This window comes from Gordonia sp. BP-119 (assembly GCF_016924115.1).
Taxonomy (GTDB): Bacteria; Actinomycetota; Actinomycetes; order Mycobacteriales; family Mycobacteriaceae; genus Gordonia; species Gordonia hongkongensis.
In genome coordinates this window covers 1-18533 of record NZ_JAFFZF010000061.1, presented here as the reverse complement: position 1 = coordinate 18533, position 18533 = coordinate 1, and the positions used below count along the sequence as shown (strand labels likewise).

General features: G+C 64.8%; 14 protein-coding genes. 10 read left to right on the top strand and 4 right to left on the bottom strand.

Annotated features, from left to right (window positions below):
- Nucleotides 1-221 precede the first annotated feature (221 nt).
- Both JW364_RS22580 and JW364_RS22575 read right to left on the bottom strand, forming a co-directional pair.
- On the bottom strand, nucleotides 222-827 hold the full coding sequence (locus tag JW364_RS22580; protein ID WP_231742271.1) for a DUF3558 family protein: 606 nt from the start codon (nucleotides 825-827) through the stop codon (nucleotides 222-224).
- A gap of 332 nt (nucleotides 828-1159) precedes the next feature.
- Nucleotides 1160-1759, bottom strand: a complete 600-nt coding sequence (locus tag JW364_RS22575; RefSeq protein WP_078113839.1) for a DUF3558 family protein — start codon at nucleotides 1757-1759, stop codon at nucleotides 1160-1162.
- A 740-nt stretch (nucleotides 1760-2499) separates the two neighbouring features.
- On the opposite strand from JW364_RS22575, the gene JW364_RS22570 reads away from it, so the two are divergent.
- The 5 genes from JW364_RS22570 (at nucleotide 2500) to JW364_RS22550 (ending at nucleotide 10882) form a co-directional block, all read left to right on the top strand.
- Nucleotides 2500-2892: an SseB family protein gene (locus tag JW364_RS22570; protein WP_058250493.1), complete on the top strand. Its 393-nt coding sequence runs from the start codon at nucleotides 2500-2502 to the stop codon at nucleotides 2890-2892.
- The gene (locus JW364_RS22565) at nucleotides 2889-3539 is read left to right on the top strand and encodes a hypothetical protein (protein ID WP_058250494.1); all 651 of its coding nucleotides are present in this window, start codon (nucleotides 2889-2891) and stop codon (nucleotides 3537-3539) included. Before JW364_RS22570 ends, JW364_RS22565 begins: the two co-directional genes overlap by 4 nt.
- A complete protein-coding gene (locus tag JW364_RS22560; protein ID WP_205334389.1) occupies nucleotides 3540-9917 on the top strand; it encodes a putative T7SS-secreted protein in 6378 nt (2125 codons plus the stop codon).
- 30 nt (nucleotides 9918-9947) lie between these two features.
- Nucleotides 9948-10349 carry a hypothetical protein gene (locus JW364_RS22555; RefSeq protein ID WP_139114190.1) on the top strand — a complete coding sequence of 134 codons (402 nt, stop codon included), beginning with the start codon at nucleotides 9948-9950 and terminating at the stop codon, nucleotides 10347-10349.
- 335 nt (nucleotides 10350-10684) lie between these two features.
- Nucleotides 10685-10882: a hypothetical protein gene (locus JW364_RS22550; protein ID WP_139114191.1), complete on the top strand. Its 198-nt coding sequence runs from the start codon at nucleotides 10685-10687 to the stop codon at nucleotides 10880-10882.
- Nucleotides 10883-11009: 127 nt separating this feature from the next.
- On the opposite strand, the gene JW364_RS22545 is transcribed toward JW364_RS22550, so the two are convergent.
- Nucleotides 11010-11765 carry a M23 family metallopeptidase gene (locus tag JW364_RS22545; protein ID WP_058250497.1) on the bottom strand — a complete coding sequence of 252 codons (756 nt, stop codon included), beginning with the start codon at nucleotides 11763-11765 and terminating at the stop codon, nucleotides 11010-11012.
- A gap of 166 nt (nucleotides 11766-11931) precedes the next feature.
- Between JW364_RS22545 and JW364_RS22540 the strand changes: the two genes are divergently transcribed.
- Nucleotides 11932-12216 carry a hypothetical protein gene (locus JW364_RS22540; RefSeq protein ID WP_058250498.1) on the top strand — a complete coding sequence of 95 codons (285 nt, stop codon included), beginning with the start codon at nucleotides 11932-11934 and terminating at the stop codon, nucleotides 12214-12216.
- A 6-nt stretch (nucleotides 12217-12222) separates the two neighbouring features.
- On the opposite strand, the gene JW364_RS22535 is transcribed toward JW364_RS22540, so the two are convergent.
- Nucleotides 12223-12828 carry a TetR/AcrR family transcriptional regulator gene (locus JW364_RS22535; RefSeq protein ID WP_058250499.1) on the bottom strand — a complete coding sequence of 202 codons (606 nt, stop codon included), beginning with the start codon at nucleotides 12826-12828 and terminating at the stop codon, nucleotides 12223-12225.
- 355 nt (nucleotides 12829-13183) lie between these two features.
- On the opposite strand from JW364_RS22535, the gene JW364_RS22530 reads away from it, so the two are divergent.
- The 4 genes from JW364_RS22530 to JW364_RS22515 form a co-directional block, all read left to right on the top strand.
- Entirely contained in the window at nucleotides 13184-14419 is a 1236-nt protein-coding gene (locus tag JW364_RS22530) for an ABC transporter substrate-binding protein (RefSeq protein ID WP_058250500.1), read from the top strand.
- Nucleotides 14420-14485: 66 nt separating this feature from the next.
- Nucleotides 14486-17272 (top strand): branched-chain amino acid ABC transporter permease/ATP-binding protein, encoded by a 2787-nt coding sequence (locus tag JW364_RS22525; RefSeq protein WP_058250501.1) that lies wholly within the window; start codon nucleotides 14486-14488, stop codon nucleotides 17270-17272.
- Nucleotides 17269-17991, top strand: a complete 723-nt coding sequence (locus tag JW364_RS22520) for an ABC transporter ATP-binding protein (protein ID WP_058250502.1) — start codon at nucleotides 17269-17271, stop codon at nucleotides 17989-17991. The genes JW364_RS22525 and JW364_RS22520 overlap by 4 nt, the downstream gene beginning before the upstream one ends.
- Before the next feature lie 292 nt (nucleotides 17992-18283).
- Nucleotides 18284-18533: hypothetical protein (locus tag JW364_RS22515; protein ID WP_205334388.1), on the top strand; the 250-nt coding region annotated here is incomplete at its 3' end.

Below are 18533 nucleotides of genomic sequence, written 5' to 3'. Positions count from 1 at the left end.
CGTCATCACCGACGGCGACTCCTACCGCATGACACACCGAACGGAGGTGCCACCCACCTAGAACATCCCGCACAGGGTGGGGACTTTCACCTGGCCACCAGCGGGGACATCAAACTGGCCGTTGACAGACAGCAATGGAGAAGGGCGATCCCGGCGCGCGTACGAGTTACTGACTGCCGCTAGAGCGACCACTCGCCCCCAGGCTCTGAACACCAGGGCCGCTAGGGCGGAATCTGATTCATCGTTGCTCTTAGGAAGTCTGTCGCGACTTCGCATACGGCCTGTGTAGGGGGCGGTTCCAGATCAAACCTGCTAACCGTAGTTACTACTACCGCGCTACCCGACTGAATGTAGACCGAGCAAGCTCCGGCACCGATCGAACTCACAAGGACTCGTCGCCCGTTCAGGGAAGTATCTGGAAACCAGGTCTTGCCTGCCAGATTCAGCGCCTTGTGCCCCGTCAACCCTTCGGAGCGACGAATGATGTCCCCCACGAACTGTGCAACGAAGGACATGTCGTCGTCGCTGTACTTCCATCGGCATCCTCTAGCCGTCTGGAAGTCGGATCCGGCCATGTCAGCTGCGGAATCTACAACTAGACCGAACTGACGCAGCGTTTTATTCGAAACCTGAGTACAGGGCTCGTAGGGTGACCCGTCATTATTGATGCTCCAGCGATTGGGAAACTTCGTTTCGAAGGGCAGATGCCTCCCGGCGTCATCAGTTTGCCTGATTGCCGCGGTCGGGGTTGATTGCACTGTTGACTGAGTGGATACCGATTGAGGTGCCCCACGGGTGGTGCACCCAACGAGGGCGGCACCAAGCATCAGGAGACAAATACTCCGGTACATACACCTACGCCTTCAGATCGCCGGCGCTTGCGCGTCGGTCTCGTCTATCGCCTGACCCGCGATCTGACACTGTTCGCCGAGAGCTCGAGCGAGCGTGGCCTGGCGCTTGCACTGGTCAGCGAGTGATGCGACCGCTGGAACCAACAGCCCATAGAACCGTTCTCCCTCGACGCAGTCACCGAAGTATAATTCCAGCACCTGGCGCTAGACATTTCTGCGACTTTTTAAGCCGGTCGTCCCTCGTTTTGTCAGCAAGAGCTCCCAAGGGCGACCGAATAGTTGCTGCGCAATCGGGTGGCCGGAATGCCTCAAATCGGAATCTGGTCGAGTGTCGCACGGAGGAAATCGACGGCAATGTCGCAAGTTTGGCGAGTCGGCGGCGGCGGGTCGGCTCCTAGCCGAAGCACCGAGGTAATGACGACGGCGTCTCCCGAACGAACTATGGCCCCGCACTCTGCGTCCATATATGACCCAACTAGGACGGGTCGGCCATCAATCTCCGTGTCCATAAACCATGTCGTGCTCGATGAGTACATCCCCTTGTATCCACCGAGACCCTCCGGTGGCCGGATCAAGTTGCCCACAGACTGGGCGAGTGAAGAACGACGATCATCTTGGAACCTCCACCGACATCCGCGGGCGGTCTGGAAGTCCGACGCAGCAACGTCCGAGACGGTCGACTCCTCTAGACCGAACTCACGGACAACGGTCACGGGAATCTGAGTACACGGTTCGTATGAACTGCCGTCGTTATTAATGTTCCATCGGTTCGGGAAATTCGTCTCGAATGGCAGCGTGCGTCCGAAGTTATCGGTTTGTCGGATCGGCGCAGACATGCTGGATGACGACGAGTCGGCGGACGATGGGACGGGCACCGGTGTTCCATTTACCGCGCAGGCGCCGAACATCGGACCGGCCAGTGCAACGATCGCTACTGCTACCGCACCCTCTCTAAGTTGCAAAGTCGGCCGCACCCTCCATATCAACCTGCTCGATTGATGTCGCGGCCGCACGGCATCGTTCGCCGAGCGCTGAAGCCCTGTACACGCCGCGGGTAAGGTCGCTCGACAGCTGAGCCGTCGCACGTGTCAGACCGTCGAAAACACCCTCACCTTCGCGACAGTCGCCAAAATAGTTCGAGCGAAGAATGCCATTAAGCCCCTCAAGGGCGGAAGTCAGATCGCTAGTTACCTGCTCAGCCACAGCAGCCCGACGCTCCCAGTCAGCTCGCTCTGATCGCAGTACAGTTCCTCGACCGTGCGGGCTGACGGGCGTTTCCGGGACGGCCTGGGGCAGCAGAGAGTCGTCGGCGAATGGCGTGCTCATGGGTCCCCCTCCCGGTGACGGACCCTTGCTGGGGCCGACTCGTCGAACAGACTAGTACGACGCGGGGTCATTGTGACGGGGGCCGCCGAGTTGTGGACGAACTCGCGACATGTGCGTAGTGGGGGGTTCTCGTCCACTCAACACAGGGGCTTAGAGCAGAAACGAGATTCCGGAGTCTTCGCGGACAGAAATGGGACGGCACCCAACCTGGCGTGTCACCGCGAATACGGGTTCAGCCGACCTGTGGACACCACCGCGAGAACTCCAGCTTCATGATCTAGCATCAACCGGCACACGGTGATGACTGCGGGGGAGTCCGGTGATGACGACATATGTCGATGAGGTGCGGGCGTATTTGTCCGGTTTCGGCGATCCACCTCGGCTTTACGATGCCCTCCGCGATGCCACACTCGCCGTTCCTCTCGACCTCCACGGACGACTGTTCACGCTGGTGGAGGCCGGTATCCCCTGGATGCTGGCGTTCACGACGCCGGAACGCCTGCGTGACTTCGCCGAGCTCACCGACCGCAGCCTGGACGAGGTCCGCTACCTCGACGTTCTCGGTCATGTGCTGATCGACCGAGTCCTCGACCAAGCCCCCGAACCCACCGGCCTAGTCGTCGATCCTGCGACACCTTCGGCGATGACGTTCCCGCCATCCCGCGAGCTAACACCGCACTGCTACTACGACGATGAGGGCGAGGTAGTCCGATGATTGAGAATCTGCGCGTCGACCCCGAAGTCCTGACAACGGCCAGCGCTGGTATCAACGGCGTGATCAACGGCCTCGCCGATACGGGCGTCGGTTCGGACTACAGTGCCGCGATCGGCCGCGGATACGGCGACCTCGACCTCAACGGTGGGACGATCGGCCATGCCGACCCCAAGAGCGGCCTCGAAGAGTACTGCTCCCGTTGGGAGTGGGGTGTTAGAGCGCTCGTGATTGGCGCGGCCCAGATCTCGATTGGCCTCGAACTCGGCGCTAGCTACTACGAACGCGAGGAGAAGTGGTCGGGTGACCAGCTCAAGAATTACGCGATGGATCTGTTCGGCGACCCCAGTCTTCAGCCGGAAGACATCGAAGGAAAGTCGTGGGACGAGCTCATCGAGCACAACCGCGATGCTCTCACCGACCCGAAATGGGCATTGACGCCGGAGGAGATGGAGAATCACAGGAAGTTTGCCGAGGAGAACAGAACGTCCTTCATCGAGGACCTGAAGACCTTCGGTCACCACTGGGTCGATCCGTCGTCGCTTATAACCGACACGATCGACGGCTTCGAGCGCGACGGGTTCACCGCAGACTCACCTAGCGGCCCTGGCGCCGAGGGTCATTCCGATCCTGCGCCGGACGGCAACTAGATGGGCCTGTTCGATCCACTCGAGGGCGGCAAGGAGTTCTTGGGCGGGTTAGTCGACGGCGCCACGGACATCATTGGCGGCGGCCTCCGCGCTATCGGTCTCGACAGCATTGCGACCGGCGTCGAGGACCTCGGGGACGAAGTCGCGGACTCCCTGGGCGCAATGCCCGACGAGGAGGAGCTGGGGAGAACAAAGGACCCCAGAGAACTGGTCCTCGGCGAACCCGCCGCGATCGCCTCTATGGCAGACAGGTTCAGTGGCTTCGCAGATAGCTTTGGCGCTGCTGGTGCAGGCTTAAGAGGGGTGTCGGTCGGGGACTGGTCCGGCACCGGCGAATCAGGGTTTCGTGACGCGATAGCGAGCCAGGTACCACAATGGTTCGCTGCAGCCGACGCCGCGAACAAGGCAGCTGCAGCACTGACCGGTTGGGCCGGCGTCGTCACCTTCGCGCAGCAAAAGGCCGCCGAGGCCATCCGAATCTGGGAAGAGGGCGAGCGCAAGCAGGACGAATGGGCCAAGAAGGCCACGATCTACAACGAGGAACTGGACGACTACCAGCACGATCGACGTGACACGCCGCCCACTCATCCGGGACCAAACCCGTTTCCCGGTTACAAAGCCGAGGCACAGCGAGTCCTGAAGATCGGACGAGACCATCGCAACTCGTCCGCCCCGGGCGTAAAGGCCGAACTAAGCGATGCGGCAAACATGGCGCCGCCGATGCCGTCGGCGTTGGACCAGGCCAAGATGGGCGCGAAAGACATTGCGACGGCAGGAATCACAGGTGTCGTCCATTACGGAGGCGGTCTAGCCGGCTCCGCGACCGAGCTTGTCAAAGGACTCACCATGCTGAGCCCGCAGAATCCTTACAACATCGCCAACCCGCATCAGTATCTGCGCAATTCGGCGAGCGTGATCATGGGCATCACCGACCAGGTTGCCAACCCTGACGAGTTCGTCCGAAGCCTCGCCGGAGGGGGATGGTCAACTGATCCAGCCGAGTCGCTGGGGAACTTGATCGGGACGGTGGCTGGATCTGTGGCACCGGTGCCGAAGGGTGCCAACGTCTTGTCCGGGCTGACGAAACCCGGTCGTCACGCGACCCCGTCACCCAGCCCCTCGCCGTCCAGACCAGACGCGCCCGCCGGGCGTCCGCTCCCGTCGCCCGTGCCGCAGGGATCGTCGCCGAACACGCCTGGCGCCAGCCCCAGTGCCGACCTACCTGGACGACAAGGTCCCGACCTCGCCGTCGACCACAATGCGCCTCCGGTCCCCAGAGCTGACGGTCCCGCGCCGGACGCTCCGGCCCCCGAACCACCTGCGCCCGCCGGCTCACCGAATCCAGCTACCACTCCCGACGCCGGCACACCATCGCCGGGCGCCGTCGACACTCCGCCCAGCGGGGGAGCGCCTGAACCGCCTGCACCACGCCCTGACGCAGCATCCCCGGACCAGCCCGTTGCCGGCGGACCTGTCGGCGGCCCCGGCCCGCACACACCCGGTCCCGAGACCCCCGCGCCCACTCCGAATCCCGAGCCCACTCCCTCGCCCGTTTCCGACGGACCGGGATCACCCACGCCGGGACCCACGGACAATCCCTCTGGACCACGAAACCTGGGCGACGACGACCCGCCCGGACCCAACCGCGGCGACACCACCACTCCCGCAGCCGCACCCGGTGGCGACCACTCACCCGGCCAGTCCACTCCCGGACACAACGCCGTCGACCGCGATGGCGCACCGAACCCGACGCACCATGAACCGTCGGTGCCCAAGCCCGACGAGCCCGTCGTCGACCGGAACCCGACCCGGCACGACGAGCCGACGAGCGGGCACCCGCCTAAAGCCGACGAACCAGCAAGTCCGACAACACCTCACACGCGACCCGACCCAGACGCGCCTGGTCCACGCCCCACGCCGGGGTCGATCCATCCCGACGCGCCGACGACTCGACCCGACGTCGTCGAGACCCCGACGCGCACGCCCGAACACGCTGACACCCCTGCAACCGGACCCGTAGCACCGGTCGCCGGGCACCCTCCGGTGTCGACGCCGCACGCCACACCCGATCCCGCGCAATCGAAACCCGCTCCGACGCCGGCCGGTCCCGGCGCCCCGGCGCGTGCGGACGCTCCCACGACACCTCCGCGCGCACCCGATCACACCCCGGACCGCACGCCGCCCGCGCGCACCACACCGGAATCGACGACACCGCGCGACCTGGACCGCAGCCGCCCGGTTCCGTCGAACACCCATCACGTGCCCGAACCCACCGTGCGGAACACGCCGGACACAACACCCAACCCGCCGCGCACCGGACCCGACGACCGGCCGATCCCGCCGGCAGTGGTCCCCGACCGCCCGTTCACACCGGAACGCCCGTCACCGGCCAGTCCTCGTCCGGCGAGCCCCGAGGCGCCTTCGTCGCCGCGCGATCCCGCACCTGGCAACCGACCCGACGGCGACAACCCGGACGTCGATAACTCCGCCCCGGACAACGACACCGGCGAACCGATCGACCCCGCCCACCCCGAACGCACCGACGCGGGCTCGACGGAACGCGCCGACACCAGCGAGGGCAATGAGGCGCCCGAGCAGTGTCGCAGCAATGGCGAACCCGTCAACGTCGCGACCGGCGAATACTTCCTTCCCCTGACCGACGTCGACCTACCCGGGGTTCTGCCACTGCGGCTCACACATCGGCATCGCTCGCGCCATCGGTGGGGTCGATGGCTCGGACCGACGACCCCGTCCACCTTCGACGCCCGCGCCATCGTCTCCGACGACCTGGTGACCATCGTCGACGCAGACGGCACGATGACGAACTTCCCGAAGCCGCAGGATGACTCCGTGTCACGGAGCGTGAACGACACCGACTGGGAACTGCGAGCAACGGCGACAGACGGGTACCAGCTGACCCATGTCCGCACGCTCGTCAGCTGGTTCTTCATCCCGATCCCAGAACTGGACGGCGTTGACATCACGGCCGGGAGCATCGCAGTCTCCGCAATGACCGACCGTCATCACAACCGCATCCGTTTCGTGTTCGACGAGCATGGAAGACCCTCTGCGGTCGAGCATTCTGCCGGCTACCGCATCGATGTGCAGTGCGACGGTGCTCGGATCCTGGGGTACCGCCTGGTAGCCGGGGTGGACGGCGTTCCGGCCGACCAGCAGTTGTGCACGTTCACCTACCACCGCGGCCATCTCGCGGCGTCGACCAACGCCGTCGGTGCGACAACGCGTTTCGGCTACGACGACGCCGGGCGGATGACCTGGTGGCGCGACTCGATCGGGATGGAGTACTGGAACCGGTACGACGACCTCGGCCGTGTGACCATCCAGTCCGGCATGAACGGAGTGTGGTCCGGGCGGTTCGAATACAGGCTCCGGACGGCGGGCCCCGGGTCGATGACGACCTACACCGACGCCGTCGGCGCGACGACCCTGTACGGCATCGATGCAGACAATCGGGTGCGGCAGGAGATCGACGCACTGGGTCGGATCACCCGGACCGACTACAACGACAGTCGACAACCGATGGTGCTCACCGGTGCAGATGGACTGTCGACACGGCTGCACTACAACGCTTTCGGTGATGTCGAGCGGATCGTCGGACCCGACGGCGCAGCGACGGAAGTGAGTTACGCGGGTCCGGGACGGCCGGATCGGATCATCGAACCGGGCCCGGTCACCACGCGTATCGCGTACACCGACAGTGGAAGTCCGCTGACGGTGACCGACAATGCCGGCGCGGTCACGTCGTACACCTACGACGAACACGGCGCACTGACGTCGCTCACGGATCCCGACGGCGTGATGGTTCGCTACCGCAACAACGCGGCCGGACTACCCACCGAGATCATCGACATGCTCGGCAACACGACGCGGATCGCGTTCGACGCGTTCGGGCGGCCGGTCGAGGTCGTCGACGCCGAGGGCGCCAGAACCACCGTCGGGTACGACGCGATGGGCAACCGGACCAGTCTCATCGCTCCCGATGGTGGACAGTCGCGGTGGGAGTACGACGGCGAGGGCAATTGCGTCGCCTACGTCGATCCCGTCGGCGCGACCACGCGTTGGGAGTACGGCCACTACGACCTGCCGGTCGCGCGGATCGATGCGGATGGTTCGCGAACCGCGTTCACCTATGACACCGCACGACGGCTCGTCGCTGTCACCAACCCCGACGGTCTGGTGTGGAGCTACTCGTACAACCCGGACGGCTCGCTGCAGTCCGAGATCGACTTCAACAACGCGACAACGACTTACACTTACGACGCGGGCGGACGGCTCGCTACGCGGACGAACGCGGCCGGGCAGACTGTAGCGTTCGAGTACGACGCAGCCGGTCGTGTTGTCGCTGAACGCAGTTCGGACCCGGTCAGCCCCGACTTCGACGGGGAAGTCACCGAGTACAGCTACGATTCCGCCGGGCGACCGGAGAGTGTCGTCGGCGCGTTCGGGCGGTGGCACTCGACGTATACGTCGGCGGGAATGCCGCTATTGACCGGCGTGAACGACGGATCCGCGGACTGGGTGATCGAGTCTGGTTGGACGGGCGCGGGGCGTTCGGCATCGGTGACGACGCCGACGGCGGTACACACACGCTACGGGTACGACCCGCGCGGCGTGCTCGACTTCATTTCGACGGCGGGTCGTACGTGTGACATCACCACCGACGCGTCCGGTCGCGAGCAGCGCCGACGCTTCGAGGGCACGGCCATCGATTCGTCGTGGGATCCGGTCGGACGGCTCATCGGGCGGTCGATTGCGACGGTCTCTGTCAATCCTTCGACGCTGAACCTCGGTTCGAGTGGATCGGCCGGCGGGAGACCGGAACGCACCGTCGCACGAGCCGAGTACACCTACCGCGCCGACGGCATCCTGACCGCTTCGACGACGACGCTCGCCAATCGCGGCCGGACCGACTACCAGGTCGATGTACTTGGACGGATCACTGCGGCGGTCGGTGTGTCCAACTCGGAGCAATTGACCTACGACGCGACCGGCAACATCACCGATTACGGGATCACGGGCTCGCGTCCAGCGACCGCTCAGCCCGCGTCCCCTGAGGTGCTAGGCGCTAGCCGAGCCTCGAAGGGCCCCCGCTGGCAATACTCCGGCACCCTGCTCGTCGACGACGGCCGGACGTCGTACCGGTACGATCGCGCCGGCCGCCTCACCACGATGAGTCGCAGGCGATTGTCGCGCAAACCCGATGTGTGGCATTACGTCTGGGACGCTCACGATCGGCTACGCAGCGTTACCACTCCCGACGGGACGACCTGGACGTACACGTACGACCACTTGGGACGTCGACTGAGCAAGACCAACACGGCAACCGGAGCGGTCACCCGGTTCCACTGGCACGGCGAGCAGCTGGTCGAACAGACGGAGTCAGTGCCGGATGCACCGGACGCCGGAAGAAACGCTGGAGTAACGGCGACTACCTGGACGTTCGCGCGCTACGCGTACACACCTATGGCGCAGACACGCAGTACAGAATTGATCACCGCCACGGAAGATGCTGACTCAAGAAACCGCGCACCCGACGCCGACGTGAGCCTGAGCCTCGGGTCACCTACGGTCGCGCCGTCCAGGCCGGTCGAGTGGACCCAAACCGAAGTCGATCGAGAGTTCTTCGCGATCGTCACTGATCAGATCGCGACACCGACAGCACTTATCGACCCGCGCACCGGGGAAGTCGCCGGGCACGCGGCGCGAACGCTCTACGGCGAGAGCACGTGGGTTGGCTTGTCAACGCCGTGGGCGTTCCCCGGTCAGTACGCGGATGATGAGAGCGGCCTTCACTACAACCGGTACCGGCACTACCATCCCGGAAGTGGGCGATACATAAGTCCAGATCCGCTGGGATTGGCACCTGCGCCGAATCCGCACACCTATCCCGCGAACCCAGCGTCAAACTGCGACCCAACAGGCTTGACGCCTTGCGATGGTGCCGAGACTGTACGTAAATATGGACCGCACGAGGTTGGTCCCCTTCCACCAGACACGGTTCAGACGTTTCGTGGAGGTGTGTACACGGAGAAGATCACAACGGAACCCCTGATCCTGCACCGCGCCCACACCGCTGGGAAGAGCCGTGTCGGCGGTTTCTGGTCGCGAGATATGCCACAAGGGCCAATGCAGACGCAAATGGACAGCGCCTTGAATCCGAAGTGGGGAAACCAAGCAAACGCGGTGAGCTCGATCGAAGTTCCCGTCGGCACAAGGTTCTTCGAGGGTTCAGTCGAGTTGCAAGAGTTGGGTTCGACCGGAACCCATATTCCTTCCGGGGGCGGCGTGCTACTGGGTGGAGGCAACCAGATCGTATTCGCGCCACGCTTCCACGTGCCTGAGGCATGGTTGCAGTAAAGTGATTGGTCGAAGTACAGGAGAGTGCAAATGACAATGACGCTGGCTGATGCCGCAAAGAGAGCGATTGAAAGTTTCTTTTCGGCATACGAATCCGTGGTTATCAACATGAAGTTGCCGGATGGCAACTTCGGAAAACCTTTTGACAATTACTACAAACTTGAATCAGTAGACACTGATAACAACCAAGTTAACGTCGGCTTGGGGTACGGTCTGGTATTGCATCTCACCCCTACGGGCATTGCTTTCGGTCATGGATTTTTCGATTTGAAGGTAGTTGCCAGCAACATTCTCTTAGAATCAGAAGATCTACGACTCCGATACGATTCAGGAATTGTGACTTTTGAGGTGTATCCCGACGATTCGTCGTCGATCGGAGCGAGAGACGCAGCTCTGTCCACCCTGGAAGATGCGGCTTCGAACTTCCAATAGTCTGGGGGCCGGGTGGTGATGTAGAAGCAGATCATGGATCAATCCGCGTCGCGTGTCAATCTGTCTGTGGCACGAGCTGATTGCCGACCAAGACATCGAGTGGGGGCGCGAACGGACCCGCTGAAAAGGCTACGCTGGAACGTGTCGGTTCCGCCTTGGGCAACGCGACATGCTCCGCGGTCCCGGCGCGCGACCAGACGAGGTAGCGTGCGGAAACGCTAGCGTGCTCACCTATAGGACGGTCACCGACTGCGACGTGGCCGCCACGTCACATAAGAAGGCGTGATCACATAGCCGAGAACAAACCACCCCCAGACCTTCAACTCATCCAGGCGATGAGCGACGTAATGCTGGACCCCGAAAGCCCAGCTGCGGTCGCCAACCTCGAAGCCGAGATACTAAAGCGCAAGCTGTACGAAAACGACGTCTACGAAGACCTCATCTTCATCCTGTCGCTGTACGAGATGGGCGGCACCACCCCATACTCGTGCATTGAGCAGGTGCGCGACGAAGTTCGCAAGTTTCTCGACTGAATTCGGCCGGAAGGCGGATAGGAACCCTTCGCGCTATGCGCGACTAAGTCCTACGAATCTGGCTGTGAGACAAACAATCCCACCGAAAAAGTCGGTGGGATCGTTAATAAGACCAGACGAGTAATCGTCACGGGTGAACGCCACGCTTGTTGAGCCAGGCCTGGGGATTGATCTTGGTGCCGTTGGCATCCCAGACCTCGTAGTGCAGGTGGGGTCCGGTGGACTGGCCGCGGTTGCCGACGGTCGCGATCTTCTGGCCGGCGCGCACATGCTGGCCGGGGTGGACGAAGCTCTCGTTGACGTGTCCGAAGACGCCGACGGTGCCGTCGTCCTGCTTCACGCGGACCCACTGGCCGAAGCCGGATGCCGGGCCGGACTCGAGGACGACGCCGTCGGTCACGGCGTAGATGGGCGTTCCGATCTTGTTGGCGATGTCGACTCCGTTGTGATGGGTGCCCCAGCGCGGGCCGTAGCCTGAGGTCACGGTGCCGCTGACCGGCTTCACTGCCTTCTTGATGCCGGGGAGCTCCAAGCTGCCCGGGCCGAACGCCGACGGGGGCAGAACGTCGCGAGCGAATTTGTCGAGCTCAGGCGGCAGGACCACGCCGGCCGGCAGCTTGACGTTCTCGGGCAGCGCGATCTTCGGCGCAGGCGGGGGAGCGGGCTGCGCCGCTGCCTGCGCGGCGGTGCCGGCACTCAGGCCGACCGCGCCGACGAACGCGGCGAACGCGCCCGTTCGCAGGGCCGTGCGGGTGGTGGAGTGCGACGTGGCACGATGGCGGCCGGGCCGCCGGGTGCGCGAGGTCGAGTCGAGCAGGGCGCGAGTGGCGGGGCGCGTCGAAGAGTCGGCGTTCAGTTGGTGAAGAGGCAAAGCGTTGTCCATCTCAGATTGGGTAACATTTTGGTATCGGCAAGGACACGGCGAAGTTACCTTCCCTGACATAAGCAGACACTGAGAGTCGGCCCAGGACTCCTACAAAGCCCCAGGTGAGACCCCGAACGAGATCCCGGTCACAGGGGTCGGCGAAACGGCGTGGCACCGTGGAACCATGCCAGACCCCGAGCGCACCCCCGACGGCCACCACATCATCGTCAACGGCCGTAAGTGGCGTGCGACGGATCCACTGATTCCCGAAGAACGCAGGTCCGAACTGCAGTCGATATTGATGGCGTGGCGTCGAGACGTGAAGCGGACCGAGGGCGCGCCCGAGTCGCGGCGGGGCGTCCAGGCTGCGAAGGTCGCGCTGGGTGAGCGCGGAACCCCGTGGTGGGAGCAGACCGACGAGGAACGCCGCGAACGGTGGGAGACCGAGGTTGAACGTCCCGGCGACTGACCGGCCCTACCGCGGCAGCAGCGACTCCGCGGCGTAGCGGCCGGCGCGCTCGAAGCTCTCGCTCACCTCGAAGCCGGGATCGATCTGCCAGTACCGCATACTCGACACGTAGATCGCCGCGACCATCTGGGCGAGAAACTCCGGCGGATGATCGGTGCGCACGTCCTGCTGTTCGACGCCGCGCTCGATGAGCCGCAGCACCTCCGACGTGAACACGTGGCTGCGTTCACCGAGCGTCCCCGACATCGACGAAATCCGTTCGATCTCGCTCGTCACCGTCCGCATGTAGTCCGGGTCGGCGACCGACGACCGCGCGAAGTCCACGAACACACCCACCACGCGCTCGTACGTACTCAGCGGCTTGTCGAGCATCGCGTCGACGACGTGCGAGAACGTCCCCATCAGCTGGGCATACAGATCGGTGAGCAGGTCATCCTTGCTCGGAAAGTAGTTGAAGAACGTCGCCCGCGACACCTCGGCACGCTCGGCGATCGACTCGACCGTCGCGGCGCTCCCCTCGGAGGCGAGCAGTTCGCGCGCAGCGATCAGCAGGCGTTCGCGCGTCTGCTGCTTGTTGCGTTCCCGCCGGCCTATGGCCGGAGCTTCGGTCAAAGTGGTGCCTTCCGTGTGGGCGGGGCGACCCCGACCGACCAATTCTTGCATTCCGCCCCCAAAGTTTGGATGGGCGTCTAACTTTTTGCTCTGAGTCCAGTGTGAGGTCGTCGATCCATGTGACGACGTCACGCGAGTCGACCGCGGGGGATCTTCCGGCGCCGGACCGACGACTTGTGCTGCCATGCGCACCGGTCGTCAACCGAGCCGAGACTCATTGCAGGACACAATATTTCGAATCCAACCGACGACCGCGACCTGCGGGTTACAGTCGCCACCGAGTCAGCAAATCCGACATTTCGTCCGTCTCCGCAGCGGGGCGGCGACTTGTCGAATCACGATCGAAGGGGATCGCATGAAATCACCCAGTGCACTCAGGCGCGTGCTTCGGACCGCGACGGTGATCGGCTGTTCCGGGGTGCTCGCGCTCGGAGCACTGACGGCCTGCGCCGACGACAGCTCAGAGAGCTCCACCGCCGGCGAGACCAGCCAGCTCCCCAGCAATCCGGCCACGGGCGACCCGGTCAAGGTCGGGCTGATCGTGCCCGAGGGCGGTGCCGTGACGACGCCGATGGTGCGCGAGGGCAGCGAAGCCGCCGTCGAATATCTGAACAACAACGGCGGCGGCATCGGCGGCCACCAGATCGAACTGGTGGTGTGCAAGCAGCAGGAAGAGCCCGCCTCGGCCACCAAGTGCGCGAATCAGATGGTGGAGCAGCAGGTTTCGGTCGTCGTCTCGCCGCTGGGCGCGCAGGGCGCGGTCATGCTGCCGATCATCGCCGGCGCGAAGATCCCGTTCGTCGCTCAGGCCCCCGTGTCACAGGCCGAGATGGCTACCCCCGGCTCGTTCATGCTCTCCGGCGGAATCGTCGCCGTTCTCGCGGGACAAGCCGCGACCGCAGCCAAGGACGGACTCAAGAAGGTCACGCTGATCATCGGCGATTCCGGTGACGCGGCCGCGTCGGTGAAAGCCCTGGGCGACCCGATGTTCCAGCGTGCCGGCGTCACACTCAACGTCGTCACCGTGCCGGTCGGCGCCGCCGACCTGACCCCGCAGATCACCGCCGGCCTCGCCGACAACCCGGATGCCGTCAGCATCCTCGGCGACACCCGCCAGTGCATCTCGGTCCTCAAGACCCTCCAGACCGTCGCACCCGACGCTTCGAAGTACCTGATCGCCAGCTGCCTCGACAAGCCCGTCCTCGACGCCGTCGGCAACGAAGCGGTCTCCGGCGCCAAGGCGTTCACCACGGTCAACCTCAGCTCCGACGACCCGAGCGTCACCCAATACCGCAGCGTGATGGCGCAATACGCGCCCGACACCGACCCGGCCGGCCTCGCCTACATCGGATACCAGGTCATGACCGCACTCGGCGAACTGAACGGACTCGAGGGCACCGTCGACGCGCAGACGTTCACCACGGCACTGTCGCAGGCGAAGGATGTCCCGCTACCGGCCGCACCCGGCATCACCTTCACCTGCAACGGCCAGGCGTTCCCGCCGCTGACGTCGCTGTGCAGCAAGGCGATCCTGGTCAGCGACGTGACCGCCGACGCGAAGCTCGAGAACACCGTCGTCACCAACAACTAGTTCCTCCACAGATCGGGGGCCGCATCGACGCGGCCCCCGATCGCCGCACCTCCATGTGGGAGTTCCATGACCGACCATCTCGCATTCCTGGTTCTCGGCCTCGGCAACGGTGCCGTCTTCGCCGCCCTCGGCCTGGCTCTGGTGATGACGTTCAAGAGTTCCGGCGTCGTCAACTTCGCCACCGGCGCCGTGGCGCTGTACGCCGCCTACACCTACGCCTTTCTGCGCCAGGGGGAACTCCTCAACCCGATACCCGGCTTCCCGGCGACGATCTCACTCGGCTCCGACCTGGGAGTCGGTGCAGCGCTGCTCATCTCCGTGGTCGTCGCCGCAATCCTCGGTGTCATCCTCTACCTGCTCGTGTTCCGTCCGATGCGTGCGGCGCCGGCTCTGGCGAAGGCGGTCGCCGCGATCGGTCTGATGCTCGTGATCCAGGCGCTCATCGCGCTGCGGGTCGGCGAGAACGCACCGAGCGTCGGACCTATCTTCAAGGTCGACACGTTCACGATCGGTTCGAGCGCCGTTCCGACGGACCGTCTGATGCTCGCGGTGGTCATCGTGGGACTCGCGATCTGCGCGGGACTCGTGTTGCGCTACACGCGCTTCGGCGTGGCGACCGAGGCAGCCGCCGAATCCGAGAAGGGTGCACTCGTCACCGGCCTCTCACCGGACCGGATCGCGGTCGCCAACTGGGCGTTGTCGTCGGCAACTGCCGGTCTCGGCGGCGTGCTCATCGCACCGATCGTTCCACTCAATCCCGTGGCCTACACGATGTTCATCGTGCCGGCCCTCGCGGCGGCGCTGGTCGGCAACTTCACCGCGATATCGATCACCGTCGGTGCCGGACTCGTCATCGGCATGCTGCAGTCCGAGGCCACGAAACTGCAGACCACCTGGGACTGGATGCCCGACGCCGGTGTGGCCGAGGCGGTCCCGCTGATCCTCATCATCGGCTTCCTCCTCATCCGCGGGCGTCCGTTGCCGGGCCGTGGCGCGGTCACCCGCAACGACCTCGGCCGGTCACCGCGTCCGAACAGTCTGGTAATCCCGGGGATCGTCGGTGTCGTCGTCGCGGTACTGGCACTCGTCACCACCTCCGGCAGTCTCCGGCTCGCCGTGATCGCCACGATGATCTACGGCATCATCGCGCTGTCCCAGGTCGTCGTCACGGGTTACGCCGGACAGGTCTCGCTCGCCCAACTGACGCTCGCCGGCGTCGGTGCCTATGCCCTCAGCCGGCTCACCGAAGACCTGAACATCCCGTTCCCGCTTGCCCCTCTGTTGGCGGCCTGCGTGGCGATGGTCATCGGCGTGATCGTCGGCCTGCCCGCTCTTCGGGTGCGCGGGCTGCCGCTCATGGTCGCGACGCTCGCCCTCGCCGTGTTCTGCGAGGCGTTCTGGTTCCGCAATCCGTCACTCAACGGCGGATTACAGGGTGCGCCTGTCGAATCCCCGTCGTTGTTCGGCATCGACCTGGGGATCGGTGCCGGCGAAGGCTATCCGCGCATCGCGTTCGGCATCCTGTGCCTCGTCGTGCTGACCGCGGTGGCGTACGGGGTGGCGGTGCTGCGCCGCAGCGGACTCGGCGCGTCGATGCTGGCCGTGCGTGCCAACGAGCGGTCGGCGGCCGCCGCCGGGATCAATGTCGGCGCAACCAAACTCATCGCCTTCGCGATCGCATCCTTCCTCGCCGGCCTCGGCGGATCGCTGCTGGCCTACCAGCAGACGCTCGCCACTGCGGGTAGCTACGCCGTCTTCGCCGGTATCGGACTCTTCGCCGTCTTCTACATCGCCGGCGTGACGTCGATCTCGGGAGCGATCCTCGCCGGGATCATCGCGCCGGGCGGGGTGATGTACTTCGTCGCCGACAAGTACGGATCCTTCGGCGATTACTACATGCTGATCAGCGGAATTCTGTTGGTGCTCACCGTCGTCACCAGCCCCGACGGCGTCATCGGCTATCTGCACAAGATCCCGCTGCCGGGTCGGCGCCGTCCACCGGCACCGCCTCAGGTCGACGATCAGACCGCACCGACGACGCCTGCCAGTCCACCGACCAGCGGCAAGGTTCTGCTCTCGGCCCGCGACGTCACGGTGCGTTACGGGGCGGTCACTGCTGTCGACCGCGTCAGCTTCGACTTGCGATCCGGCGAGATCGTCGGCCTGATCGGCCCCAACGGCGCCGGCAAGACGACGCTCATCGACGCCATCAGCGGTTTCGCAACCGCCGACGGAACGGTGGCCCTCGGTGGCACGACCCTCGACGGTCTGGCCCCACACCGCCGCAGCCGCGCTGGACTCGGTCGGACCTTCCAGGACATCGAGCTGTACGGCGAGTTGTCGGTCGCCGAGAACCTGGCGATTGCCGCGCGTCGCGCGCCGGGCGACACGGCCGACAATGTCCGCAACGTGCTGCGGATGCTGGAGATCAGCCAACTCGGTGACGTTGTGGCCGCTGATCTCTCCCAGGGGCAGCGTCAACTCGTCGCGGTGGCGCGCGTGCTGGCCGGCCGGCCCGAGGTCGCACTGCTCGACGAGCCGGCCGCCGGACTCGACAGCACCGAGAGTCGATGGCTGGGCGACAGGTTGCGCGCCGCACGCGCACACGGGGTTTCCATGCTCCTCGTCGACCACGACATGGATCTCGTACTGAGCCTGTGCGACCGGGTCATCGTCCTCGACCTCGGATCCGTCATCGCCGAAGGCACCCCGGACGAGATTCGACGCTCACCGGCAGTCGTCAACGCCTACCTCGGTACGCCGTCGTCGGCGGTGGCGGGGTCCGAGGATTCGTCGCCAACGGACAGCGCAGTCTCCGAGCCACATTCGACGACCAAGGAGATGACGCCGTGACGGTCCTCGAATGCCGCGGTCTCGACGCCGGGTACTCACGCGGCAAAGCCTGCGTCCACGGTCTCGACCTGTCCGTCGAGGCGGGAGAGATTGTCGCCCTGCTCGGACCGAACGGAGCCGGAAAGACGACGCTGCTCACCACCCTTGCCGGTCTGCTTCCGCGCCTCGATGGCGAGGTCAGCGTCGGCGGTCACACGGTTCGGGCGGGGGATGCGCGCGCGGCCGTGCGTGCCGGACTCGTCCTGGTTCCGGACGACCGGTCGCTGTTCAAGCAGCTCACGACCCGACAGAACCTCCAGCTGGCCATTCGACGACGCGGGGCGGCTCGGACCGACGCCGTCGACCGGGTGCTCGACCACTTCCCGGCGCTCAGAGACCGACTCAAGGTCGCCGCGGGCGAGCTGTCCGGGGGAGAGCAGCAGATGCTCGCGATCGGGCGTGCGCTGTTGCAGCAGCCGAGAGTGCTGCTGATCGACGAACTGAGCATGGGACTCGCACCCATCGTTGTCGAATCGATCCTGCCCGTCCTGCGGGATGTCGCCGACACCGAGGGCACCGCGGTGGTTCTCGTCGAGCAGCATGTTCGCCTGGCCCTCGGCATCGCGGATCGGGCAGTGGTGCTGGTCCACGGCGACATCGCTCTGACGGACTCCGCGGCGTCGCTTGCCGGTGACATCGGAAGGATCGAAGAGGCGTACCTCGGGAGTGCTGCTCACTAGCGTCAGGGAGTTGCCGTCCCTACTCCCTGCGGAGGCCGGAGCTTGCGAGCCCAACCCCTGCTCCCTGAGGAGCGAGCTTGCGAGCGTCACGAAGGGTCCTGGTGAGATGAGAGGCAGACCCTTCGTGACGCGCCCTCCGCAAGCTCCGGGCGCTCCTCAGGGAGCGGGGGTTGGCCACGACCTCCGCAAGCTCCGGGCGCTCCTAGTAATAGCTGGAAGGGCTGGTAACTGGGACATCCTCCTGATGTGGTCGTAGGGGCTTGGTTATCCCAACCACAAAAGGAGGATGTCAATGTCTCAGGCTAGTCGTTTGAGTCGGGGAGACAAGCGTCGCAACGATCGGTTGACCCGGTTCCGGGGGATCGTGCGCCGCGACCACGCGGTCGTCGCGATCGATCTGGCATCGAACAAACAGGTCGTCGCGGTGGTCGATCACGACTCCCGCATCGTGGCGCGCCGCACGTTTCACTGCGCGCCACCACAGTTGGCCACCGCGATCGAGTGGAGCCGTACCGCCGCTGCTGCTGCGGGGTTTGCCGGCA

Excerpts from the sequence above, each read along its gene's own strand:
- JW364_RS22575 (WP_078113839.1), bottom strand. The coding sequence starts at position 1,759 with ATGTTCGGCGCCTGCGCGGTAAATGGAACACCGGTGCCCGTCCCATCG.
- JW364_RS22560 (WP_205334389.1), top strand. The coding sequence starts at position 3,540 with ATGGGCCTGTTCGATCCACTCGAGGGCGGCAAGGAGTTCTTGGGCGGG.
- JW364_RS22540 (WP_058250498.1), top strand. The coding sequence starts at position 11,932 with ATGCCAGACCCCGAGCGCACCCCCGACGGCCACCACATCATCGTCAAC.
- JW364_RS22550 (WP_139114191.1), top strand. The coding sequence starts at position 10,685 with ATGAGCGACGTAATGCTGGACCCCGAAAGCCCAGCTGCGGTCGCCAAC.
- JW364_RS22555 (WP_139114190.1), top strand. The coding sequence starts at position 9,948 with ATGACAATGACGCTGGCTGATGCCGCAAAGAGAGCGATTGAAAGTTTC.
- JW364_RS22570 (WP_058250493.1), top strand. The coding sequence starts at position 2,500 with ATGACGACATATGTCGATGAGGTGCGGGCGTATTTGTCCGGTTTCGGC.
- JW364_RS22580 (WP_231742271.1), bottom strand. The coding sequence starts at position 827 with ATGCTTGGTGCCGCCCTCGTTGGGTGCACCACCCGTGGGGCACCTCAA.
- JW364_RS22545 (WP_058250497.1), bottom strand. The coding sequence starts at position 11,765 with ATGGACAACGCTTTGCCTCTTCACCAACTGAACGCCGACTCTTCGACG.
- JW364_RS22525 (WP_058250501.1), top strand. The coding sequence starts at position 14,486 with ATGACCGACCATCTCGCATTCCTGGTTCTCGGCCTCGGCAACGGTGCC.
- JW364_RS22565 (WP_058250494.1), top strand. The coding sequence starts at position 2,889 with ATGATTGAGAATCTGCGCGTCGACCCCGAAGTCCTGACAACGGCCAGC.
- JW364_RS22530 (WP_058250500.1), top strand. The coding sequence starts at position 13,184 with ATGAAATCACCCAGTGCACTCAGGCGCGTGCTTCGGACCGCGACGGTG.